Origin of the sequence: Arthrobacter sp. efr-133-R2A-63, assembly GCF_030209795.1 — a bacterium.
Classification (GTDB): domain Bacteria; phylum Actinomycetota; class Actinomycetes; order Actinomycetales; family Micrococcaceae; genus Arthrobacter; species Arthrobacter bambusae_A.
Genome location: NZ_JARVRG010000013.1, coordinates 51159 through 74752, shown reverse-complemented (window position 1 = coordinate 74752; position 23594 = coordinate 51159). Strand labels below are relative to the sequence as shown.

16 protein-coding genes and 3 tRNA genes are annotated in these 23594 nt (G+C 63.7%); 10 read left to right on the top strand and 9 right to left on the bottom strand.

What is annotated here, in order from left to right; genetic code table 11:
• Positions 1-72: 72 nt before the first annotated feature.
• The 7 genes from QRN45_RS06905 to ilvD all read right to left on the bottom strand — a co-directional run bounded on the left by QRN45_RS06905 (position 73) and on the right by ilvD (position 11274).
• Positions 73-828, bottom strand: coding sequence for an ABC transporter ATP-binding protein (locus QRN45_RS06905; protein ID WP_078108578.1), 756 nt, complete (start codon positions 826-828; stop codon positions 73-75).
• Complete coding sequence (locus tag QRN45_RS06900) at positions 825-3629, bottom strand: ABC transporter permease (protein ID WP_241707472.1); 2805 nt, start codon at positions 3627-3629, stop codon at positions 825-827. Before QRN45_RS06900 ends, QRN45_RS06905 begins: the two co-directional genes overlap by 4 nt.
• Positions 3630-3839: 210 nt before the next feature.
• Complete coding sequence (gene serA, locus QRN45_RS06895; protein ID WP_241707471.1) at positions 3840-5435, bottom strand: phosphoglycerate dehydrogenase; 1596 nt, start codon at positions 5433-5435, stop codon at positions 3840-3842.
• A 184-nt stretch (positions 5436-5619) separates the two neighbouring features.
• Complete coding sequence (ilvC, locus tag QRN45_RS06890) at positions 5620-6645, bottom strand: ketol-acid reductoisomerase (RefSeq protein ID WP_078108575.1); 1026 nt, start codon at positions 6643-6645, stop codon at positions 5620-5622.
• Between the two features lie 82 nt (positions 6646-6727).
• Positions 6728-7240, bottom strand: coding sequence for an acetolactate synthase small subunit (gene ilvN, locus QRN45_RS06885; RefSeq protein ID WP_028264679.1), 513 nt, complete (start codon positions 7238-7240; stop codon positions 6728-6730).
• A gap of 2 nt (positions 7241-7242) precedes the next feature.
• Complete coding sequence (locus tag QRN45_RS06880; RefSeq protein ID WP_241707470.1) at positions 7243-9144, bottom strand: acetolactate synthase large subunit; 1902 nt, start codon at positions 9142-9144, stop codon at positions 7243-7245.
• Positions 9145-9552: 408 nt separating this feature from the next.
• Positions 9553-11274, bottom strand: coding sequence for a dihydroxy-acid dehydratase (gene ilvD / locus QRN45_RS06875; RefSeq protein ID WP_241707469.1), 1722 nt, complete (start codon positions 11272-11274; stop codon positions 9553-9555).
• A 287-nt stretch (positions 11275-11561) separates the two neighbouring features.
• Between ilvD and QRN45_RS06870 the strand changes: the two genes are divergently transcribed.
• The 3 genes from QRN45_RS06870 (at position 11562) to QRN45_RS06860 (ending at position 12985) form a co-directional block, all read left to right on the top strand.
• Complete coding sequence (locus QRN45_RS06870) at positions 11562-12611, top strand: sunset domain-containing protein (RefSeq protein WP_284762780.1); 1050 nt, start codon at positions 11562-11564, stop codon at positions 12609-12611.
• Between the two features lie 152 nt (positions 12612-12763).
• Positions 12764-12839 (top strand) — tRNA-Lys (locus QRN45_RS06865).
• A 70-nt stretch (positions 12840-12909) separates the two neighbouring features.
• A tRNA-Lys gene (locus QRN45_RS06860) sits at positions 12910-12985 on the top strand.
• An 89-nt stretch (positions 12986-13074) separates the two neighbouring features.
• Here QRN45_RS06860 and QRN45_RS06855 read toward each other — a convergent pair.
• Positions 13075-13563, bottom strand: a complete 489-nt coding sequence (locus tag QRN45_RS06855) for a MarR family winged helix-turn-helix transcriptional regulator (RefSeq protein ID WP_241707467.1) — start codon at positions 13561-13563, stop codon at positions 13075-13077.
• Positions 13564-13675: 112 nt separating this feature from the next.
• Between QRN45_RS06855 and bcp the strand changes: the two genes are divergently transcribed.
• From bcp to QRN45_RS06820, 7 genes are all read left to right on the top strand, one after another.
• Positions 13676-14149: a thioredoxin-dependent thiol peroxidase gene (bcp, locus tag QRN45_RS06850; protein WP_284762778.1), complete on the top strand. Its 474-nt coding sequence runs from the start codon at positions 13676-13678 to the stop codon at positions 14147-14149.
• Between the two features lie 127 nt (positions 14150-14276).
• Positions 14277-14358: transfer RNA gene (locus tag QRN45_RS06845), tRNA-Leu, on the top strand.
• 133 nt (positions 14359-14491) lie between these two features.
• Positions 14492-16159: an ABC transporter substrate-binding protein gene (locus QRN45_RS06840; RefSeq protein ID WP_171983554.1), complete on the top strand. Its 1668-nt coding sequence runs from the start codon at positions 14492-14494 to the stop codon at positions 16157-16159.
• Positions 16160-16238: 79 nt separating this feature from the next.
• Positions 16239-17744, top strand: a complete 1506-nt coding sequence (locus tag QRN45_RS06835) for a malate:quinone oxidoreductase (protein ID WP_284762776.1) — start codon at positions 16239-16241, stop codon at positions 17742-17744.
• 64 nt (positions 17745-17808) lie between these two features.
• A complete protein-coding gene (locus tag QRN45_RS06830; protein WP_241707464.1) occupies positions 17809-21030 on the top strand; it encodes an efflux RND transporter permease subunit in 3222 nt (1073 codons plus the stop codon).
• A 126-nt stretch (positions 21031-21156) separates the two neighbouring features.
• Positions 21157-22278 carry an LLM class flavin-dependent oxidoreductase gene (locus tag QRN45_RS06825; protein WP_241707463.1) on the top strand — a complete coding sequence of 374 codons (1122 nt, stop codon included), beginning with the start codon at positions 21157-21159 and terminating at the stop codon, positions 22276-22278.
• A complete protein-coding gene (locus QRN45_RS06820; RefSeq protein ID WP_078108567.1) occupies positions 22275-22739 on the top strand; it encodes a MarR family winged helix-turn-helix transcriptional regulator in 465 nt (154 codons plus the stop codon). The genes QRN45_RS06825 and QRN45_RS06820 overlap by 4 nt, the downstream gene beginning before the upstream one ends.
• 11 nt (positions 22740-22750) lie before the next feature.
• Here QRN45_RS06820 and QRN45_RS06815 read toward each other — a convergent pair whose 3' ends face one another.
• Complete coding sequence (locus tag QRN45_RS06815) at positions 22751-23557, bottom strand: transglutaminase-like domain-containing protein (protein WP_284762775.1); 807 nt, start codon at positions 23555-23557, stop codon at positions 22751-22753.
• Positions 23558-23594 lie beyond the last annotated feature (37 nt).

The window sequence follows — 23594 nt, the reverse complement described above, 5'->3', positions numbered from 1 at the left end:
CGAAGTTACCTTCTCTTGGAGATGGAAGACGGGACCGGCCGCCTATGGCGACCGGACCGGAGGCATCGGTTGCTAGTTCAATTCAGTCAGCGTATCGCTGAGCCTGACAAGCTCGTGGTCGTGCGACGCCACCAGCACGGCGATCCCGTCACTGGTGGTGTCCTTCAGGATGCTGATGATGCGGTTGGCAGAGGTGCGGTCCAGGCTGGCCGTTGGCTCGTCAACCACCAGGACGCGGGTGCCCAGGATCAAGGCGCGGGCGATCGCGACACGCTGGCGCTCACCACCGGAAAGCTGTGCCGGACGGTGGCGCATGCGCCGGCCGAGGCCCACCAGGTCCAGCAGGTCCTTGGCCATTTCGGTGCGCTGCTCCACTTCGCCGTCGGGAACGGCCGGCAACAGCACATTCTCCAAAGCGCTCATGCCGTCGATCAAGGCGCCGCCCTGGTCCACGTACCCGATCAGGGCGCGGCGGCGGTCGGCGATTTCGTCGTCGCCCATCTTCTCGAGGGAGTCGCCCTCCCAGAGGACACGGCCCGACGTCGGAAGCGTGAGCCCCGCTCCCACCGTCAGGATGCTGGTCTTGCCTGAGCCGCTTCGCCCGGCGACACAGTGCATCTCACCGGCGTGCAAGGTCAGGTTGAAGTCCTCGACGACGGTGACCGGCTCCGCCCCGCCCTTGTCGCCGCCGTAGCGGATGGTGATGTTGCTCAATTGCAAGGGCATGCCGTGGTCCGCAGCCCTCACGATGGTGTTGGCGCGGGTCTGGAACGACTCGTCGGTGGATTCCGTGGTCGCGGTCAGATCGGGTTCGAGATTGTCAGTCATTTGACCACCTTCGTTGCAATGGGAATCCAGCAAAGTACTGCCACCACTCCGGCCAAAGCGGCCCAAAGTGCGGCATAGGGAGCGAGCAGCAGGCCCAGGCCCAGCGCCCCCAGGACGCCCAGGATCAGTGCCGCGGCTCCGACCAAGGCATTTTCGAAGAATCGGACCTGTCCCAGCATGTCCGGGTTCCAGCCCATGGCCCTGAGCGTGCCGAGCTGCTCGCGCCTGGCCTGGAGCTCGAAGCGACCGGTGACCAAGGTCAGCACGAGGCCCACGAGCACTCCGCAGACTGCCAGGATGACGCTCGGCAGCGCGACGGTGGCGGAGGCAAGGCCGCTGAGGGCACTGGCCCCGGCCGCGCGCGGGATGTCGATGAGCAAGGCGATCAGGGCACCAACGGCCGCTCCGAACACGCCCACGGCCACGGCCAGCGCCACCGAGCTGAACCGGTGGGTGACCAGTTGGCGGTACGCAAACGTCAGGGGCGAATCAACTGCGATCAGCCGCTCGTCGTGTTGGGGTTCCTGGTCGACGACGTCGCGGTGCCGCAATTGCTGGGCCGCGATGTACGCAGCTCCGCAGTAGATGAGCAGCACTGATGCGGAAACAATGACGGTAGCCAGGTTCCAACTCAGAAGGCTCAGCGCAATGCCGGCCACGGCAACGATCGCCGCACCGATGCCGAACTCCTCAAGGACCCAGCTGCGGATCTTTCTTTGGGTCCAGCCCATGGCACGGAGTATCCCCGCTTCGCTGCGACGCTGGCGGATATAGCTGACAGTCGAAGCGCCGGTCAGGAGGGTGGCCCCGCACAGCGTCAGGAAGAGGAGGGTGATATTGGTGCCCGTCAGGGAACCGGAAACGGCGTCGGCGGCATCCTGCCGGACCCACGACTGCTGCACGGTGCCCAGTGCGGATTCCTTGCCGGCGTCGTCCTTGGAGTATCCCGGAACGAAGATGTTGGCGTCTTCACGCGCGGAGCCGGCCACCACTGTGGCTTCGAGACCCATGTCGCGGATCTGGGCCGCGAGCTTGTCGACCTCCGGTTGGGCTTGTTTCCAGTTGCCCGGCGCGCTGGCGCGGACCCGGACGGCGTCGATGACGTTGGCGTTGGAGTCGTAACCGCGCGCTGCGGCAAGGCCGTAGTAGTCGGTGATGGCGCCGGCGGACTGGCTGACCAGGCCGGTGGCGCTCAACGAAGGCTTGAGGCCCTTGGCTGCGGTGTCATTGCCCGAAGCATCCTTCTGGAGCGTCATCGGTGCCGGGTCATAGCCGCCCAAGGGCAGCTTGTTGACGTCGCCGGCCGCCTTCTGGATCTGGGCCGGATCGAACGTCCCATAGACCATGGGCAGCGGAGTGGCCGGCTTCGAGCCGGTGGAGAGGTTCTCCCGGTACGAACGTTCGTCGACGGGCTTGCGCTGGCTCTGGTCCACGATCGCCCCGAAGGCCGATTTCTCGGGCAGTTTGTTGACGGTTACCCAGTCGCCCGGTGTTGCGGACTTGCCGACGGCGCCATTCGCGGAGGTTGCGCCGTCCGTGTACTTGGGTGCCCCTGCGAAGTCCGTGCTCCACTCGGCGGGCTGGTACAGGCCTTGGCTGAAGTTGCCCGTGTTGCCGAGCAACTGGCTGTGGTCCGTTGATCCAGGCCATTCCAGGGCGAAGGGCGACTTTGACACGAAGGGCAGGTAATCCTTGTCCAACGAACGCGAGACAGTGCCGACGTCGTTGACGACATTGCCCGAATCGTCGATTTCCTGGATCTTGACCGAATACTTCAGATCCAGCGAAGTTCCCTGCCGGACGATCAAGGGGATGGCCTGCGAGGCATCCGTGATCTGGCCGGACAGCTTTGCCTGCTGGTACTGGGTCATGAGGGGTGCCCAGTATTTGAGGTTGACGCCCATGAAATCCGGGCCTTGTTCGAGTTCCTGCTGCGTAGGGCTCTTCGCGAAGAGTTGTTCGAAGTAGCGGCCGATGGCTCCGGCGTTGCGGGTGTCGGGCGGCGGAGCCTTCTGCAGCGGGGCGAGGAAGTCTCCGGCCGAGCCCAGGAGCGCGCGTTCAGCTGTCGGGTCGACGGCGACAACCGACTCGGTGACCTGGGGAGCCATGGGCAGCGCCACGGAAAGATTGAAAAGGTTGTGTTCCGAGCCACCGGCAGGCGCAGGGAACTTGATGCCGGTCTCCCCCGCCGGGCCGGCGATGCGGATGCTCTTGCCGCCGGCAGTCTGCTGTTCTATGACCTGCCCCTTGCCGAGCGTGCCTTCAGCACTGGTCTGGAAGAGGGTCTGCTGGGACACTCCGTCGGAGCTCACGGCGGTGGCGGTCAGGCGGTACTTCTTGGGCTGCGCGGGGAGCACGGACTCCGGTGCGGGCCATTTCTTGGCGTCCGTTCCAGTCGGATCCCCCGCAGTGGCTCCACCAGCCAGGCCCGCGTTGTAGCCAAGGTAATCCATGGCATCAAGCCGCGGAGTTTCCAGGTTCTGCGTCACCCGGGAGACGAGGCTGATGGGCGCCGCGACGGCCGCACCGCTCAGCCCGCGGATCTTCTCGAGTTGCGGGAAGCTGATGCCACCCTGGCCATTCGCGATGTCCGGCTGGAGGAGGGCCCCGCCGTCCTTGGTGTTCGCGGACTTGGCCTGGACCAGAATGTCGTACAGGCCGCGTGAGTTCTCATCCACTGTCCGGTTCAGTGCGGCCTGCGACTGGCTCTGGATGAATACGGACAAACACATGGCGACGATCAAAATGGCCGCGGTCAGCAGAAGCACACGGCTTCTGATGAACCTCTGGACGGCGTTCATAGGGCTCCCTGAGTCCTGGATTGCGGGTGTGCACACTGCTGTCCCAGGAACCATGCCGAGGCAAGAGGAATCCACCGGGTGCGTGCAAAAGTTATTGGCCGGCCTGCCGCCGGTTCCGAATTTCGGACCAAGCCATTGTAGGCAGACCGGCCAATAATATGTCGCCGATGTGAAGTGCGGCACACATTTCTAGCTCAAGCGGTTGGGATGCTAGTCTTCCAGATCCACTTCGCGGACCATGTCCGCGCCGATGCCGGCCTTGATGGCTTCAAGGACCTGCTGCGGCACGGAAGTGTCAATAGTGAGCAGCGCCAGGACCTGGCCGCCTTCGCTCTGGCGGGCCACCTGCATGCCGCCGATGTTGATGTTGTTCATGCCCAGGATGTGGCCGATGGTGCCGATGACACCCGGACGGTCCGCGTAGGAAACAACCACCAAGTGCTCGCTGATCGGGATTTCGACATCGTAGCCGTTGACGCCCACGAGCTTCTGGACCTGCTTGGGCCCGGTGAGCGTCCCGGCCACGGAGATCTGGGAGCCGTCGCTCAGTGCCCCGCGGATGGTCAGGACGTTGCGGTAGTCCTCGGCTTCCGGCGTCGTGATCAGGCGGGTGTTGATGCCGCGCTGCTCGGCGATGACGGGTGCGTTGACGTAGGAGACCTGCTCGGTCACGACGTCGGCGAAAACGCCCTTGAGCGCTGCCAGCTCGAGGACCTTCACGTCGAGGCTGGAGATTTCGCCCGCGACCTCGACATCGATCTGCGTCAGGGATGCGTGGGTCAGGGCCGTGAAGATCCGGCCGAGCTTCTCGATCAGGGGGATTCCGGGGCGGACGTCGGAGGCAATCACGCCCCCGGCGACGTTGACGGCATCCGGAACGAGTTCGCCGGCGAGGGCGAGGCGCACTGACTTAGCCACGGAAACGCCGGCCTTTTCCTGGGCTTCGTCCGTCGAGGCGCCCAGGTGGGGCGTCACGATGACGTTGTCCATGCCGAAGAACGGCAGGTCGGTGCTCGGCTCCTTGACGAAGACGTCGACGCCTGCGCCGGCGATCTGGCCGTCTTCCAAAGCCTCATGAAGGGCTTCTTCGTCGATCAGGCCGCCACGGGCTACGTTGACCACATACGCCGTTTCCTTCATCTTCTTGAAGGCATCTGCGCCCAGCATGCCCACTGTTTCCGGGGTCTTGGGCATGTGGATGGTGATGAAGTCCGACTTCTCCAGAAGCTCATCCAGGGTGACGAGCTTGACGCCGAGCTGGGCGGCGCGGGCGGAGGTGATGTACGGGTCGTAGGCGAGAATCTCAGTCTCGAAGCCCTGCAGGCGGGCGGCCACGAGCGCGCCGATGCGTCCGAGGCCGATGATGCCGATCTTCTTCTCGAAAAGTTCGATGCCCGTGTACTTGGAGCGCTTCCACTCGCCGCCCTTCAGTGCGGAGCTGGCCTGCGGGATGTGGCGGGCAAGGCTGAGGATGTGGCCGACCGTGAGTTCAGCGGCGGACACAATGTTCGACGTCGGGGCGTTGACCACCATGACGCCGGCCTGGGTGGCGGCCTTGATGTCCACGTTGTCCAGGCCCACTCCGGCACGGGCGATGATCTTGAGGTTCTTGGCTGCGGCAATTGCCTCGGCATCCACCTGGGTGGCTGAACGCACGAGGATGGCGTCGACGTCGACGATTGCGGAGAGCAGCTGGGAGCGGTCCGCACCGTCGGTTTGACGGATTTCGAAGTCCGGACCAAGGGCTTCGATCGTGGCGGGCGAAAGTTCCTCAGCGAGGAGTACTACTGGCTTGGTGCTAGTCACCGGTGACCTCTTTAGCTCTCTTTTTCAGGTGGGGTTTTGGTGAAACGATTCTTTGACGACGAAGGCCGGACCCGGTATACCGGGTCCGGCCTCCATGCCGGGCGGCTTCATTTCGAGCCTATCCCGAACGGCGTTCTGTGTTGAATTGCTACGGCTCTTGCCGCTGCTTCAACGGTTGCCTTGACTAGCGGGCTGCAGAGCCTTCGACGTAGTCCTCGTCCTGCTGCTGCCAGGAGAACAGGGACCGCAGCTCGCGGCCGACGCCCTCGATCGGGTGTTGCTCTGCCTTGGCACGCAGTTCCTTGAACTCGACTGCACCGTTGTCCTGGTCGTCGATGAAACGCTTGGCGAAGGCACCGGACTGGATGTCGGCGAGGACGCCGGCCATGTTTTCCTTGACACGGGGGTCGATGACGCGCGGGCCGGAGACGTAGTCGCCGTATTCCGCGGTGTCGGAAACGCTCCAGCGCTGCTTGGCGATGCCGCCCTCCCACATGAGGTCGACGATGAGCTTGAGCTCGTGAAGAACCTCGAAGTAGGCGATCTGCGGCTGGTAGCCGGCTTCGGTCAGGGTCTCGAAGCCGTACTGGATCAGCTGGGAGACGCCGCCGCACAGGACAGCCTGCTCGCCGAAGAGGTCGGTTTCGGTCTCTTCGGTGAAGGTGGTCTTGATGACGCCGGCGCGGGTGCCGCCGATTGCCTTCGCGTAGGACTTGGCCAGCTCCCAGGCGGAACCGGAAGCATCCTGCTCGACGGCGATGATGTCCGGGATACCGCGGCCGGCTTCGAACTCGCGACGCACGGTGTGGCCGGGAGCCTTCGGGGCGATCAGGATGACGTCAACACCCTCGGGCGCCTCGATGTAGCCGAAGCGGATGTTGAAGCCGTGGGCGAACGCAAGGGCCTTGCCGGCCGTCAGCTTGTCCTTGATGGAGTCGTTGTAGATCGCGCGCTGGTGCTGGTCCGGCGCCAGGATCATGATGACGTCGGCCCATTCGGCGGCGTCGGCAACGTTCTTGACCGTGAAGCCTGCGTCCTCGGCCTTGGCGATCGACTTCGAGCCTTCCTTGAGCGCGATGACAACCTCGACGCCGGAGTCGCGCAGGTTCAGCGCGTGGGCGTGGCCCTGGGAACCGTAGCCGACAATGGCAACCTTGCGACCCTGGATGATCGACAGGTCTGCGTCGTCGTCGTAGAACATTTCAGTCACTTGCGTAACTCCTCTTGAGTGGTTTTGTAGATATTGTCTGTGGTTCGGTATCGGGCTGCTGCGCTGTGCCTGGGACAGTGTCCTAAGCGGAGCGCAAAGCCCTGTCACTCATGGAGCGGGATCCCCGCCCAACGGCCAAGGTGCCGGACTGCACTATTTCGCGGATGCCGAACGGCTCGAGCACTGAAAGCAGCGCTGCGAGCTTTTCCGGGGTACCGGTTGCCTCAATGACCACCGAGTCTGTGGAAACGTCAACCACTGAGGCACGGAACAAGTCTGCAGCTTGGGTGACCTGCAGGCGTGTCGCGGCATCCGCACGTACCTTGACCAGGATGTGGTCACGTTGCACGGAAGATTCTGAGGTCAGCTCGACGATCTTGATCACGTTGATCAGTTTGTTGAGCTGTTTGGTGACCTGCTCGATGAGGTCGCCATCGGCGTCGACGACGACGGTCATCCGGGAAATCCCGGAGACCTCGGTGGGACCGACGGCCAGGGAGTTGATGTTGAAGGCCCGCCGGGCGAACAGGCTGGCCACGCGCGTCAGCACGCCGGGCTTGTCTTCGACCAGAACGGACAGTGTGTGGCGGCTCATGGCTAGTCCTCCTCTTCCCATTCCGGGGTCATGTTGCGGGCAACCTGGATCTGGTCGTTCGAGACTCCGGAGGGGACCATCGGCCACACCATGGAGTTCGGGCTGACCACGAAGTCGATGACCACGGGACGGTCATTGATTTCCAAGGCCTTCTGGATGGTGGCGTCGATGTCCTCGTCCCGTTCGCAGCGGAACGCGGCACAGCCGTAGGCGTCTGCCAGCTTGACGAAGTCCGGGATACGGACGGTGTCGTGGCCGGTGTTCAGGTCGGTGTTGGAGTAGCGGCCTTCGTAGAAGAGGGTCTGCCACTGGCGCACCATGCCCAGCGAGGAGTTGTTGATGATGGCAACCTTGATGGGGATTTTGTTGATGGCGCAGGTGGCCAGTTCCTGGTTGGTCATTTGGAAGCAGCCGTCGCCGTCGATCGCCCACACCACGCGGTCGGGTTCGCCGACCTTGGCGCCCATGGCTGCCGGCACGGCATAACCCATGGTGCCGGCACCGCCGGAGTTCAGCCACGCATGGGGACGCTCGTACTTGATGAATTGGGCAGCCCACATCTGGTGCTGGCCAACGCCCGCGACATAGATTCCTTCCGGACCAGTGAGCGCACCGATGCGTTCGATGACCCGCTGGGGGGCGCTGAGTCCGTCATCCGGTTCGGTCCAACCCAGGGGGTAGGTATCGCGGAGATTGTTGAGGAAGGCCCACCAGCCGCCGAGGTCCGGGGTGCCGGACAGTTCGAAAGCGGTACGGACAGCCTCGCTCAGTTCCGGAATGATCTCCTTGACGGAGCCCACGATCGGAACGTCGGCCGTACGGTTCTTGGAGATCTCCGCGGGGTCGATGTCAGCGTGGATGATCTTTGCGTGCGGAGCGAACGTGCTGAGGACACCCGTCACGCGGTCATCGAAGCGCGCACCAAGGGTGATCAACAAATCAGACTGCTGCAGCGCGGTTACCGCAGAAACCGTGCCGTGCATGCCGGGCATCCCGACGTGCTGGGGGTGGGAATCCGGGAACGCGCCGCGGGCCATGAGGGTAGTCACCACTGGAGCGCCGGTGAGTTCCGCGAGCTCACGAAGTTCGGCCGATGCGTGGGCCTTGACCACACCGCCGCCGACATACAGGACGGGCTTGTTTGCCGCAGCGATCAGCCGGGCAGCCTCGCGCACCTGCTTGTTGTGGCCGCGGACCACCGGACGATAGCCCGGCAAATCGATCTTGGGCGGCCAGGAGAAGGTCATGGTGCCCTGCTGGGCGTTCTTGGCGATGTCCACCAATACGGGACCGGGACGCCCGGTGCTCGCAAGGTAGAAAGCCTCGGCCATGACATGCGGAATGTCGTTGGGATCCGTCACCAGGAAGGAATGCTTGGTGATCGGCATGGTGATGCCGACGATGTCCGCTTCCTGGAAGGCATCGGTGCCGATGACGGAAGCCGATACCTGGCCGGTAATGGCAACGAGGGGCACGGAGTCCATGTGGGCATCCATGATGGCGGTAACGAGGTTGGTGGCACCGGGGCCAGAGGTGGCGATGCAGACGCCAACCCGTCCGGTAACCATGGCGTAGCCTTGCGCTGCGTGGCCGGCTCCCTGTTCGTGACGGACCAGGACGTGATTCATCTTGGAGGCCATCAAGGGGTCATAGGTGGGGAGGATCGCGCCACCGGGCAAACCAAAAATATCGTCGACGCCGAGTTCTTCGAGCGAGCGGACAATAGCTTCCGAGCCGGTCATCACCGTTGGGGGTACAACGTTGTTCGGCCCGAGTACAGGAGAGGGAGTTGCAGCAGTGTCGACGACGGCGTCAGCCGGACGGTCGACCTTTTCCGGAGCCTTGGGGGCTCCAGCGGACTTTGCAGCCATCAGCGAGGGGCTGATCGGCGATCCTTTGCTCATCGGACTCTTCCTTTGGGGATCTTCAATTAGTGAAAGTTACTGCGGGTACTGCGTTCATGCGGGTTCTTGCTCAAATGCGCCATCCACTGCGGGAAATAAAAAAACCCCTCAGCCTTGCGGCTCTTCGAGGGGTTGCGCGTGACGGTTCGTTACCAGTCGGGCTAGGAGGCCACGCGCTTGGTAAGTACGACAGTGCCCACGGTGGCGCCGACAGTAACGAATGCGATCATGCGTTCAGTGTTCCCTCTTAGTGAGATAGGTGTCAAACGATAAGGACGCCATCTCACTATATGGACGCCATTGTCCACGGATTGGTCCTACCCCGGCTGCCCAACTGACTCGCAGTTGTTGTCGTTATGAGGCGTCAAAACGACAACAACTGCGAGTCAGTTGGGCCGGAACCCGGAATCACCCGCAATAAGCACCCGTGGAGGCGCTGTGCACCAGCTTGGCGTACTTGGCGAGGACGCCCTTGGTGAATTTGGCCGGGAGGGGCTCCCAACCGATCTTGCGGGACTCGAGTTCGGCTTCGTCCACCAGGAGGTCGAACGAGCGGGCGGCGATGTCCACGCGGATCTTGTCGCCGTCCTTGACGAAGGCGATGGGTCCGCCGTCGACGGCTTCGGGCGCGACGTGGCCGATGCAGAGGCCGGTGGTACCGCCCGAGAAGCGGCCGTCGGTCAGCAGGAGCACGTCCTTGCCGAGGCCCGCGCCCTTGATGGCGCCGGTGATGGCGAGCATCTCACGCATGCCCGGGCCGCCCTTGGGTCCTTCGTAACGGATCACGACGACGTCTCCGGCCTTGATCTCGCCCTTGTCCAAAGCGTCGAGCGCACCCTGCTCGCGTTCGAACACGCGGGCGGATCCTTCGAAGACATCGGCGTCGAAGCCGGCACTCTTCACGACGGCACCTTCCGGAGCCATGGAGCCGTGCAGGATGGTGATGCCGCCGGTCTTGTGGATCGGGTTGTCCAGGGCGCGCAGGATCTTGCCGTCGAGGTCAGGCGGGTTGATGGACTCCAGGTTCTCGGCGAGGGTCTTGCCGGTGACCGTCAGGCAGTCGCCGTGCAGCAGGCCGGCGTCGAGCAGCGCCTTCATGATGACAGGCACTCCGCCGATCTTGTCGACGTCGGTCATGACGTAGCGGCCGAACGGCTTGAGGTCGCCCAGGTGCGGGATCTTGTCGCCGATGCGGTTGAAGTCGTCCAGGGTCAGCTCGACCTCGGCCTCGCGGGCGATTGCGAGCAAGTGCAGGACGGCGTTGGTGGAACCACCGAAGGCCATGGTGACCGCGATGGCGTTCTCGAACGCCTTCTTGGTCATGATGTCCCGGGCGGTGATGCCGAGGCGGAGCAGGTTGACCACTGCCTCGCCGGACTTGCGGGCAAAGTCATCACGACGGCGGTCTGCCGAGGGCGGGGCGGCCGAGCCCGGCAGGGACATGCCGAGGGCCTCGCCGATGCACGCCATGGTGTTGGCCGTGTACATACCGCCACAGGCGCCTTCACCAGGACAGATCGCGCGTTCGATGCGGTCGAGGTCTCCGCGGCTCATCTTGCCCGCAGCGCACGCACCCACGGCTTCGAAGGCGTCAATAAGGGTGACTTCCTTCTCCGAACCGTCCTCGAGCTTGACCCAACCCGGCATGATGGAACCGGCGTAAAGGAAGACGCTGGCGAGATCCAGGCGCGCGGCTGCCATGAGCATGCCCGGGAGGGATTTGTCACAGCCGGCCAGCAATACGGAGCCGTCGATGCGCTCGGCCTGCATGACCGTTTCAACGGAGTCGGCAATGACTTCACGGGAAACAAGGGAGAAGTGCATGCCCTCGTGGCCCATCGAAATGCCGTCCGAAACGGAAATGGTGCCGAACTGCATGGGGAATCCGCCGCCGGCGTGGACGCCTTCCTTGGCGCCCTGGGCGAGTCGGTTGAGCGAGAGGTTGCACGGCGTAATTTCGTTCCACGAGCTCGCGACGCCGATCTGGGGCTTGGCGAAGTCGTCGTCGCCCATCCCTACGGCCCGGAACATGCCTCGCGCGGGGGCGGCATGGATGCCGTCCGTTACGACCCGGCTGCGTGGCTTGATGTCCGGCTGGTTGTCTGTCGCAATGGGGGTGTGGTCACTCATGGGCATGAGTCTATGACTCCTGAGCTGCGGCGAACGAACACGCTTGGCGGGTTAAGGCGAATTTGTCCCTATTTCGTGCAATATTTCATTCAAATACTGGACGGTCGTCTCAATATGTGAGACGACCGTTTATGGTCATCTGCAATTCCGTCCATCTGGATCGCAGGAGCCCGGAAGGCAGGGATTCGATTGACCTATGTGGATTCACTAATCTAGACAGCCCCGCGACACGGACGTAACGTCAAATCACGACACACCTGCGCCACTCGAACAGAAGGGCTCCTCCCATGGATTGGTTGATCTGGGTCATTGTCATTGTGTTGATCGTCGCAATTGTTTGGTGGCTCTTGAGCCGAAATAGCTCGAAGTCATCCGCCGGCGCCGCGGCCTCGTCCTCTCCATCCGCTACCGCCGCATCGCCACAAATGGACGTCGCTTCCGCCGCGTTGACAGGCTCCGCCCCGTTGGTGGCCACCACCGCGGCTGCCGATCCAGACCCGGCCGCATCACGAACGGCCGCACCCGAACGCGAACCGGAGCAGGAACCGACTACCGAAGCGGGCGACGTCGACGACTGGGAGCGACTGGCCCCGCTTCCCGAAACCGGAGCGGCGGCCCCGGAAGAGTCCCCCGCGGCCGAAACCCCGGTGGAGGAACCCGCAATCGAGGAGCCCACGCTCTCGGAACCCGTACTGTCCGAGGCCGCGGTGTCCGAAGCCGCCGAGCCTCCCGGCGCCGAGCCGGAACTTGAAGGGGGCGTGACGGCCGACGACGTCGCAGTAGCCGACGCCGGACCTTCCGTTCCGGCCGACGCCGGCGCTCCGGCGTCGGCGGCCACGGAGCCAACCACTCCCGAACAGTCGGCCGACAGCGCAGAGTGGGAAGCCACCTGGAGCGAAGGCGGCGCCCCGGCCACCCCCGCGCCGATCCACCACCGCGAGTACACCGACGCCCACGCACCGACACTTCCCGGGGCCGAATCCGCTGCGGCGGAGGCTGTCGACGCTGCCGCGGAAGGCACACGGGACGACCGGGCGGGAACTCCCGAGGCCGCCTCGGCCCCTGCTGAGCCGAGGGCCCAGGCCCCGGACTCGACGGGCGCGTCGCCTTTGGGCGGGCATCTCGCCGCCGATCAGCCATACGGTGAAGGGTCGGCTGCGGCGGCCGCTGACGGGAGCGGCCCCGATGGCTACACCGTCAAAGGCAATGCGGACACCATGACCTATCACGATGAAGACAGCCCGTCCTATGACGAGGTCAAAGCCGAGGTCTGGTTCGTTTCGAGCGCCCACGCGGAGGCAGCAGGCTTCCGGCCGCCCCGCAGGAACCGCCGCTGAGAGCCTCAAGGAGCTAAAGAGACGCCTCCCAGGCAGAGCCGCGAGGGAGGCGCTGGTCGATTTCACACTTCGGCAAGTGTCGTGTAGAGTTACATGTCGTTGCGGAGATCAACGAGGGAAGAAAAGCCCTCCGCGGATCGAAATCGACAAATGCACCTCTAGCTCAATTGGCAGAGCAATTGACTCTTAATCAATGGGTTCCGGGTTCAAGTCCCGGGGGGTGCACCAAAGGGAAGGGCCCTTGAGCGGCAACAGCCGCTCAAGGGTTATTTCTTTGCATTGTGCGCAACAAACAATTGCACCTCTAGCTCAATTGGCAGAGCAATTGACTCTTAATCAATGGGTTCCGGGTTCAAGTCCCGGGGGGTGCACCAAAGGGAAGATCCCTGGATGGCTGAATGGCCGTCCAGGGATCTTTTTGTTTTTCGGCCAGCTTCGCTTCGCGGACCAGGGCTTCGCAGGCCTAGTTGGAAGCCTCGCTCGCCGCCGCTCCTGAATCCACTGCGGCAACAATGTCGTTGACAATTGCCGAAGAATGATTACTCGCCAATTCGCGTACCAGCGCCTGCAGTTCCCGCCGCAGCTTGGCCGTGTCCACGGGAACCGGTGCAAGAACTTCGCGTTCCAACTGCGTGGCGAGGCCGAGGGTGCGCTCCCCCGCTTCGGTCAGGCTGACCACCTGGCTACGGCGGTCGGACACGCTGCGTGCGCGGCTGACGTGCCCATGGGCCTCCAGCCTCGTGAGCGTCTTCCCCATCGTCTGCGCCTGAACCCGGACGATCTGGGCGAGCATCGACTGGGTGGTCGGTCCGTTGACGGCAAGTACTTCCATGACAATGACCCCGGCATGGGTCAGATCCATACCGCGCAGTTTCTCGTTCCAGGCATGCTCCACGAGGCGCGCGGCCGTTGAGAGCAGGCGCCCAGTGGGCCACCTTTCCATATCAGGCATAAAGGCCAGTATATAGACCGCCCGGCGAAGATCCGGCCGGGGGTAGTTCAATTCGTGAAGCGCCCGGCCCGTCACTAAGCTTGGTGGTCGCGGACGCGAGCAAGGAGCACACATGGCTGAAAGACTCATTCCAGGGGACACCGCCCCGGATTTCACCCTCAAGGACCACACGGGGCGCGAGGCCAGCCTGGCCTCGCATCGCGGCCGCAGTACGGTGATCTATTTCTACCCCGCGGCGTCAACTCCTGCATGCGCCAAGCAGGCCTGCGACTTCCGCGATTCCCTCGCCAGCCTTCAGGCCGCCGGTTACGACGTCCTTGGAATCTCCCCGGACACCGTGAAGGACCTGGAAAAGTTTGTGGCCGAAGAAGCGCTGACCTTTCCCCTGCTTTCCGATGAAGGGCACACGGTCGCTGATGCCTATGCCGCCTGGGGCGAAAAGAAGAACTATGGGCGCACGTACCAAGGGCTGATCCGCTCCACCATCGTGGTGAATCCCGACGGCAAGGTGGCGGCGGCCCAGTACAACGTGCGGGCCACGGGCCACGTGGCCAAGCTCCGGAGGGACCTCAAAATCGACAAGTAGCCGCCACCCTGCGGCACAGACGCGCGGCCGCCACGATTAAATCGGCCGACGCGAAACCGCGGGTACAATGGAGGCCGGTATATGACCGGAGCGGAAGCCCCGACTCCCGGTCCGGGTACCAACACCAGCGCGAGTGGTGAAATTGGCAGACACGCAGGATTTAGGTTCCTGTGCCTTCGGGCGTGGGGGTTCAAGTCCCCCCTTGCGCACTTTCAGGAAGTGCCCCGGTCCTCGGCCGGGGCACTTCCGCTTTCCAGCCGGGACTCAGGGCCCTGAACTAGACTGGACTGCGGTCCGGCTGCCGCGGGCCCCAGCCCGTCCAACTGCCTTGAGGGGACAAGAGTGGTAAGCAGCAAGCTTCGCCGAATCACGCTACAAATCGGCGCAGGCCTTCTGGCCGTTGCCTTGACCTCGTGCACGGTAAGTCCTGGACCAGCACCGTCAACCTCGGCCGCGGGCGGCGCTTCGGCAGAGCCGAGCAAGACCTTCAACTTCGGTACCCCGTCGATGCCCCTTGGACTCGACCCCGCATTGACGAACGACTCCGAGTCGTATCGCATCACGCGGCAAGTCATGGAAGGCCTGGTGGGGGTCGATGCTTCCACCGGCCAACCAACACCCCTGCTTGCCACCTCCTGGTCACAAGGAAATGACGGACTCAGCTACGACTTCACGTTGCGGTCGAAGGTCACCTTCCAGGATGGAACCGCCTTTGACGCCGCCGCCGTCTGCAGCAACTTCAACCGTTGGTTCAACTTTCCGGCAACGCTGCGTCAGCAGGCACCGGGCATCGCATTCAAGAGCGTCTTCAAGTCCTTCTCGGACGACGCTTCGCTTTCCCTCTTCAAGAACTGCAAGGTCGTCTCCCCCGGCCACGTCCAAATCAACCTGACCAAGCCCTTCACGGGCTTCCTGCAGGCCTTGACGCTGCCGGCGTTCGCCATGTCCTCCCCGAAGGCCTTGGCCGACGAGACCGCCAACGTCCTAGACAAGAAACTGTCAGGACAGCCGGCGTCGGCCTACGCCTCGCACCCTGTGGGCACCGGCCCTTACGTTTTCTCCTCGTGGAGCCAAGACCGGATCACGCTCAAGAGCTACAAGGGCTACTGGGGCGACCGCGGAGAGATTGCCACGGTCAACTTCATTCCGTTCGACTACCCGCAGGCCCGGCTCCAGGCCCTGCTCGCGGGAACCATCGATGGATACGACCTCGTCACCGCCGGCACCTTCGACCAACTCGTCAAGAAGGGCATGCAAATTGTCCAACGGGACCCGTTCTCCGTCATGTACCTGGGGATGAACGAGTCCGTGGCGCCCCTCCAGAACCTCGGGGTGCGCCAGGCAATCGAGATGGCCATCGACAAAGACACCCTCATCCACAAGTTCTTCATCGACAACACCTCACCGGCGTCCCAGTTCGTTCCCCCCAAGCTGAGCGGCTTCAACAACAACGCACCGTCCCTGGGATACGACCCGGACAAGGCCAAGCAGTTGCTCGCCAAGTCCGGCTACAAAGGCGAGGAACTCAAGTTCTACTACCCGCTCAATGTCACGCGCGCCTACCTTCCCACTCCGGAGAAGATCTATGCGGAGATCAGCGCCGAGCTCACCGCCATCGGACTGAATATCAAGCCGGTACCCGTGAACTGGGATGACGGCTACCTCCAGAAGGTTCAATCCCCCGGCGACCACGCGCTCCACTTGCTCGGTTGGAACGGCGCCTACTCGGACCCGGACAATTTCGTGGGCACCCTCTTCGGAGAGAGCAACGGCGAGTTCGGCTACAGCGATCCACAGGTGTTCTCGAAGATCGACCGGGCCCGGGGACTCCCCGAAGGCGCTGACCGCAACTCGCAGTACCAGACCATCAATGCCCAGATCGCGGCGACCGTCCCGGCAGTGCCCATCGCATTCCCCATCTCGGCCTTGGCCCTCTCCGACCGCGTGGAGAAGTACCCGGCATCGCCTGTCTTAAACGAAGTTTTTACAAACGTTCGCCTGAAGTCTTGACGTCCCGCCGCAATTTCAGTTATGTGCCCACGCGGGGATATTCTGTGACAGCCAGTGCCGCCGCTATCGGAGATAGATCGTGACCTTCATTTCCAAGACACACCACGCTGACGTCGTCCTTATCGGGGGCGGGATCATGAGCGCAACCCTGGGTGCGTTCATCAAGCAACTCGAACCCAGCTGGACCATCTCCCTCTTTGAGCGACTCGACGAAGCCGGCCTGGAAAGCTCCGGACCGTGGAACAACGCGGGAACCGGGCACGCAGCGCTCTGTGAGCTTAATTACTCACCAGCAGCGAAAGACGGGTCCGTTGACCCGTCCAAGGCCCTCCACATCAACGAGCAATTCCAGCTCTCCCGGCAGTTCTGGTCCCACCTCGTGGACAACAAATTGATCGGCTCCCCCAAGGGCTTCATCAACACGGTTCCGCACATGAGCTTCGTCATCGGCGACAAGCACGCAGACTTCCTCAAGACGCGCTATGAAGCACTCAAGCCGAACACACTCTTCCGCAGCATGGAATACACGGAAGACCAGGCACAGATCGCCAAGTGGGCTCCGCTGATCGTCAAGGGCCGCGACGCCAAGCAGCGCGTTGCCGCCACCCGCGCCGCGGAAGGCACCGACGTCGACTTCGGCGCCTTGACCCGGGAGCTGACCGGCTACCTCGCCGCCAACGGCGTTGAAGTCAACTATGGCCACGACGTCACCAATGTGAGCAAAGCCTCCGACGGCGGCTGGGACCTTTCGCTCAAGTACCCGGCTTCCGGCGAACACAGCCGGATCAACGCCAAGTTCGTCTTCGTCGGCGCCGGCGGTGGAGCACTCCACCTGCTCCAGGCATCGGGCATCCCGGAAAGCAAGGGCTACGGCGGTTTCCCGGTGTCCGGACAGTTCTTCCGCTGCACTGACGAGGCCATCGCGGGCCAGCACGGCGCCAAGGTCTACGGCCAGGCCTCCGTGGGCGCCCCGCCCATGTCCGTGCCGCACCTTGACACCCGCTACGTTGACGGCAAGCGTTCCCTGCTTTTCGGCCCCTACGCCGGATTCTCCACCAACTTCCTCAAGACGAGCAGCTACCTCGACCTGCCGCTGTCCATCCGCCCCGGCAACATCATCCCGATGCTGGCCGTGGCCAAGGACAACATGGACCTGACTGCGTACCTGATCAAGGAAGTGGCCAAGCGCCACGACGCCAAGGTGGAGTCCCTCCGCGAGTACTACCCCCAGGCCGACGGCGCCAACTGGGAGCTCATCACCGCGGGCCAGCGGGTGCAGATCATCAAGAAAGACTCCAAGAAGGGCGGCGTGCTGCAGTTCGGCACCGAAGTGATCACGGCCCGTGACGGCTCCATCGGAGCACTGCTCGGGGCCTCCCCCGGAGCCTCCACTGCCGTCCCCATCATGATCGAGATGCTCCAGCGGTCCTTCCCGAAGAACTTCAAGGGCTGGCAGTCCAAGCTCAAGGAAATGATGCCGGGCTACGGCGTCAAACTGAACGACAATCCGGAACTTGCGGCCGAGTTGGAAGCGAGCACTGCCCGTTCACTCCAGCTTGAGCCTGCCGACGCCGTCCAGCACTAGCAGCCGTCCGGGCTGCGGCCGGTTCGAGACAAGAGACAGACCGTAGATCCCAGGAGACAGTGCAATGTTCCGTCTGGCAAGGCTTTCACTGGCGAACAGGGCATTGATCGCGCTGATCACCGTCTTCGCGGCGGTGTTCGGCGTGATCACCATGTCGTCCCTGAAGCAGGAGCTCATTCCCTCGATCGAGTTCCCGCAGATCTCGGTGATCACGTCCATGCCGGGCGCGTCCCCGGAGGTTGTCGACAAGCAACTCAGCCGCCCGCTCGAAACGGCGCTGAACAGCGTCGAGGGCCTCGAGTCGACAACGTCGACGTCACGGAACGGTGTTTCGCAGATCACCATGGTGTTCACGTACGGCTCGAACCTGGACCGGGCACGCAACCAGATCGATCGGGCCATCTCCAATGCGAAACGTGTGCTGCCGGCCGACGTCGAGCCGCAGTCTTTCGCCGGCAGCATCAGCGACTTCCCGATCGTGTACTTGGCCGTGTCTTCGGACAAGCCTCTCAGCGAGTTGAACACGGACCTGCAGCGCTTGAGCGTTCCCCGGCTCCAGAAGCTGGACGGGGTCCGCAGCGCTGACGTGACAGGCGGGGCCACCCAGCACATCCTGATCCAGCCCAAAGCCCCGGCGATGGCCGCCAGCGGCGCCACGGTCCAATCGCTCACGAATGCCCTCAAGAACAACGGGACCCTGGTCCCGGCCGGGACCATCGAGGATCAGGGCAAGACCCTCTCGCTGCAGATCGGGAGCCCGGTGGACTCCCTCGACGTCATCAAGGGCTTGCCCCTCACCGGGGCGAAGGCCGGCACCACCATCGGCGGCGTTGCCGACGTCAGCATCCAGGACGACGCCGCAACATCCATTACCCGGACCAACGGTAAACCGACGCTGGCCCTGTCCATCACGAAGAAGCCCGACGGCGACACCGTCGCCATTTCACACGCCGTCAAGGATTCCATTCCCCAGATGGAAGCCGAGCTCGGCTCCAATGCGCACTTCACGCCGGTGTTCGACCAGGCCCCGTACATCGAGAAATCCATCAAGGACCTCACCACTGAAGGCCTCCTTGGACTTGGCTTCGCAGTCGCAGTCATCCTCGTTTTCCTGATGTCCGTGCGCTCTACGCTCGTGACGGCGGTGTCCATTCCGTTGTCGCTCCTGATCACGTTCATCGGAATATCGGCGACCCATTACTCGCTCAACATCCTCACCCTCGGAGCGTTGACCATCGCGATCGGCCGGGTGGTGGACGATTCGATCGTGGTGATCGAGAACATCAAGCGGCACCTGAGCTACGGCGAACACAAGCTCGCGGCGATCCTCAATTCCATCCGGGAAGTCGCCGGTGCCATCACGGCGTCCACCCTCACCACGGTTGCCGTCTTCCTGCCGATCGCCTTCGTGGGCAACCTGGCAGGCGAACTGTTCCGGCCCTTCGCCCTGACGGTGACCATCGCCCTGTTGTCCTCGTTGCTCGTGTCCCTCACCATCGTTCCGGTGTTGGCTTACTGGTTCCTCAAGTCGCCATCCGCTGCCGCGGCCGTGGACGCCCATGCCGCGGAGAACGCCCGGACAAGGGCGCACGAGGCAGAGCAACGCAGCCGGCTGCAGCGCGGCTATTTGCCCATCCTGTCCACAACCCAGAAGCACCCGGTCATCACAATCGTGGCCGCTGTCCTGGTATTGGGTGGTACTGCGGCCATGTCCCCGTTGCTCGCCACGGACCTGCTCGGCGACTCCGGCCAGAACAGCATGACCGTGCGCCAGGTCCTTCCTGCGGGCACCAGCCTGGAGCAGACCGGCGCCGCCGCTGCGCAGGTGGAATCGGTCCTGCGGGGCATCGATGGCATCAAGGATGTCCAGGTCACGTCGGGCAACGCCCAAACGGGTTTCGCCGCGCTCACCTCAAGCGGGGCTTCCAATTCGACATTCACGGTGGTGACCGACGACAAGGCCGACCAGCAGAAACTGCAGGACACGGTCCGGTCCCGGCTCGCCAGCGCCTCGGCTGCCGGGAAGGTCACTGTCGGCGCACAGCAAGGCGGGCTGGGCACGTCTTCCAGCGTGGACATCACCATCAACGCCGCCAACGCAGCGGATCTCAAAACGGCAAGCGACGCCGTCGCGAAGGCCATGGACGGTGTGCCCGGAAGCGCCGAGGTAGCCACCAACCTGGACGCGAGCCAGTCTGTGGTCCAGGTTAAGGTCGATCGCGCCAAGGCCGTCGCAGCCGGGCTCAACGAAGAACAAGTTGCCGGCGTCCTGGCGTCCACGGTCAGTCCCATCCCCGCAGGAACCGTCCGTATCGACACCACGGACTTCCCGGTACAGATCGGCGAAGGCACGCACTTCAGCAGCATTGCCGATGTCAGCGCCATCAGTCTCCCGACGCCGGCCGGGCCCGTTCCACTGTCCAGTATCGCGTCGGTGGAGCAGGTGGACACTCCCGTATCCATCACCAGCAGCAACGGCCAGCGCACCGCGAAGGTGACCGTCACGCCGTCGGGCTCCAACCTTGGCTCCGTCAGCACGGCAGTCAGTGACCGGCTGGCCGCCGTGCGGCTGCCGGCAGGCGTCACAGCCACGATCGGTGGCGCCACGACACAGCAGGCGGACTCGTTCAGCCAGCTCGGCCTCGCGCTCCTGGCCGCCGTCGCCATCGTCTATGTCATCATGGTGGCGGCGTTCAAGTCCCTCATCCAGCCCCTCATCCTGTTGGTGTCCGTGCCGTTCGCGGCGACCGGCGCCATCGCGTTGCTCCTCGTCACGGGTGTTCCGCTCGGGCTGCCTTCCCTGATCGGCATGCTGATGCTGGTGGGAATCGTGGTGACCAATGCGATCGTCCTGATCGACCTCATCAACCAGTACCGCAAACCACACGATGGCAGTCCCGGGATGAGCGTGGCGGATGCCATCACCCACGGCGCCAGGCAGCGGCTACGCCCGATCCTCATGACAGCGCTTGCGACCGTATTCGCCCTGACGCCCATGGCTTTGGGCCTCACGGGAGGCGGCGGGTTCATTTCCCGGCCGCTCGCGATCGTCGTGATCGGCGGCCTTGTGTCGTCCACGGCTTTGACGCTCGTCCTTGTTCCCGTCCTCTACAAACTGGTCGAAGGCCGGCGGGAGAAGAAGGCGCTGCTCAAGGCGCTCACGCAACGCCCCGACGTCGTGAAGGACGGCATCGCCGGCCATGGCGAGGGCGAGCACCTGGACTGGACCACCGGAATGACTCCCAAAGTCACCGGCCGCCGGTCCGCCTCCAGCCCCGCCGAGTAGGGCGGCTCACCGGGAACAAAATGGCGTTGTGCCCTGTTGCAAGCAGTGATACATGCAAATGCATCTATTTTGGGATAGACTGTTGGCAGAGCCCGGACACCAATCGGGCAGGCAGAAAGGCACATCATGGAGATCGGCGTATTCAGCGTCAGCGACATCACCACTGACCCCACCACGGGCCACACCCCCACGGAGAACGAGCGCATCAAGGCCGCCGTGGCGATCGCCAAGAAGGTCGAAGAGATCGGCATGGACGTCTATGCGATCGGCGAGCACCACAACCGCCCCTTCTTCTCATCGTCCCCCACCACCACGCTTGCCTACATCGCAGCGCAGACTGAACGCATCACGCTGTCGACGTCCACCACGCTGATCACCACTAACGATCCGGTCAAGATCGCCGAGGACTTCGCGATGCTCCAGCACCTGGCGGATGGCCGCGTGGACCTCATCATGGGACGCGGCAACACCGCTCCCGTCTACCCCTGGTTTGGCAAGAACATCCAGGACGGCATCGAACTCGCCGTGGAGAACTACTCCCTGCTGCGCCGCCTCTGGGACGAGGACACCGTCAATTGGAGCGGCAAGTACCGCACCCCGCTGCAGAACTTCACCTCCACGCCCCGCCCGCTCGACGGCGTCGCGCCCTTCGTCTGGCACGGCTCCATCCGCAGCCCGCAGATCGCGGAACTTGCCGCATACTACGGCGACGGCTTCTTCGCCAACAACATCTTCTGGCCCAAGGAGCACTACCAGCAGCTGATCGGCCTGTACCGCGAACGCTACGAGCACTATGGCCACGGCAACGCCGACCAGGCCATCGTGGGCCTCGGCGGACAGTTCTTCATGCGCAAGAACTCCCAGGACGCCGTGAAGGAGTTCCGCCCCTACTTCGACAACGCCCCGGTGTACGGCCACGGACCCTCGCTCGAGGACTTCACGTCCCAGACGCCGCTGACCGTCGGCAGCCCGCAGGAAGTGATCGAAAAGACCTTGACGTTCCGCGAATACTTCGGCGACTACCAGCGCCAGCTGTTCCTGGTGGACCACGCCGGACTGCCGCTCAAGACCGTCCTGGAACAACTGGACCTCTTCGGCGAGGAAGTCCTGCCCGTCCTGCGCAAGGAATTCGAGGACCGCAAGCCGGCCCATGTACCTGACGCACCCACCCATGCATCCCGGGTGGCGGCATCCGTGCTCGCGTCCGCCAGTGAGGCGGTTGCCGATTCCGCCGGGCGGAACCCGTGACCACCACCGCGCCCACCTCGTCCGCCGTGCGCCTCGCCGCTGAGACGTGGGAGTCCTTGTTCCGCTCCCAGGTGGCGGTGATGCGCCGGCTCCAGGCCGGGCCGGCCTTCAAGAAGCTTCCCATCAAGGAGTACGACGTCCTGTTCACTCTGTCCCGTTGCCCCACCGGCAAGTTGCGCCTGAACGAGATCAACGATCACGTCCTGCTCAGCCAATCCAGCCTGAGCCGGCTGGTTGACAGGTTGGAGAAGCGCGGACTCGTGGAACGCAGCATCGCCCCCGACGACGGACGCGGGATCCTGCTCGGGCTGACCGCGGCCGGGCAGGAACTGCAGAAGGAGATCGGCCGCGAGCACATCCGCGACATCGCCGAACTCGTGGCACCGGCCCTGACAGCGGACGAACAGCGCGAGCTTCTACGCCTGACCGAAAAGCTGCAGGCGTTCGTCGCGCACAAGTAGGCGCGCGACGGCTAGCGGAGGACGACGAGCTTTGCCGGATCCTCATCCGGCAACTCGTCGGCCACCACCGCGGTGACTTTCAAGCTCTTCAACGACAGGCTGCCGCCCACCGTGGAGAGGAACGCGGTGTCCGAGGAATCCCGTCCGGCTGTGATGCGAAGCATGGATTCGCGCGGAGCCAGGCCGGTGGGATCGATGACGTACCACGTGCCGTCGAGGTGTGCCTCGGCCACGGCATGGAAGTCCATGGGGCTCAGGCCGGGCGCATACACAGCGGCGAGTCGCGCAGGAATGTCCTTGGAGCGCAGGAGGGCAATGGCAAGGTGCGCGAAGTCGCGGCACACGCCCTTGCGGTGCAGGAGCGTTTCCACCGCACCGTCCGTCCCGCGCGAGGAACCACTGACGTACCGGAGTTCGTCGTGGACCCAGTTCCGGACGGCCTGCAACAGCTCCTCGCCATGCAGCCCGCCGAACTCGGCATACGACGTCGGAAGGAGCCGATCCGACTCGGCATAACGGCTGGGCCGGACATAGCGGATGAGCTCCATCCGGGAGGACTCATCGGGGAGACCGAGGCCTGCCACCGAGGCGCGGTAATCAACCGTGACCTCGCTGGGTTCGGCGAACTCCATGTAGTGGAAGCGTCCGCCGTGATGGTCCGCCAGCTCAGTCAGCGGTACAGCTTCGCCTTCCACCGTGACTGACAGCTCTTCGGTCAACGATTCGTAGCCAGGATTGCTGGCCACGGCTATTGCCATCGCCACCTTGGTATTGGCTACGGTCTTGAAAACGAGCTGGGCAGCAACGTTGCGTTCCATGGATCTCCGGAGTGTTGCGGCTGGACAACCCACTAAT

What these genes read in the sequence shown, in the direction of transcription:
- QRN45_RS06905 (WP_078108578.1), bottom strand. Translation starts at nt 828, where the DNA reads ATGACTGACAATCTCGAACCCGATCTGACCGCGACCACGGAATCCACC.
- QRN45_RS06900 (WP_241707472.1), bottom strand. Translation starts at nt 3,629, where the DNA reads ATGAACGCCGTCCAGAGGTTCATCAGAAGCCGTGTGCTTCTGCTGACC.
- ilvN (WP_028264679.1), bottom strand. Translation starts at nt 7,240, where the DNA reads ATGAGCCGCCACACACTGTCCGTTCTGGTCGAAGACAAGCCCGGCGTG.
- QRN45_RS06880 (WP_241707470.1), bottom strand. Translation starts at nt 9,144, where the DNA reads ATGAGCAAAGGATCGCCGATCAGCCCCTCGCTGATGGCTGCAAAGTCC.
- ilvD (WP_241707469.1), bottom strand. Translation starts at nt 11,274, where the DNA reads ATGAGTGACCACACCCCCATTGCGACAGACAACCAGCCGGACATCAAG.
- QRN45_RS06870 (WP_284762780.1), top strand. Translation starts at nt 11,562, where the DNA reads ATGGATTGGTTGATCTGGGTCATTGTCATTGTGTTGATCGTCGCAATT.
- QRN45_RS06855 (WP_241707467.1), bottom strand. Translation starts at nt 13,563, where the DNA reads ATGCCTGATATGGAAAGGTGGCCCACTGGGCGCCTGCTCTCAACGGCC.
- bcp (WP_284762778.1), top strand. Translation starts at nt 13,676, where the DNA reads ATGGCTGAAAGACTCATTCCAGGGGACACCGCCCCGGATTTCACCCTC.
- QRN45_RS06830 (WP_241707464.1), top strand. Translation starts at nt 17,809, where the DNA reads ATGTTCCGTCTGGCAAGGCTTTCACTGGCGAACAGGGCATTGATCGCG.
- QRN45_RS06825 (WP_241707463.1), top strand. Translation starts at nt 21,157, where the DNA reads ATGGAGATCGGCGTATTCAGCGTCAGCGACATCACCACTGACCCCACC.
- QRN45_RS06815 (WP_284762775.1), bottom strand. Translation starts at nt 23,557, where the DNA reads ATGGAACGCAACGTTGCTGCCCAGCTCGTTTTCAAGACCGTAGCCAAT.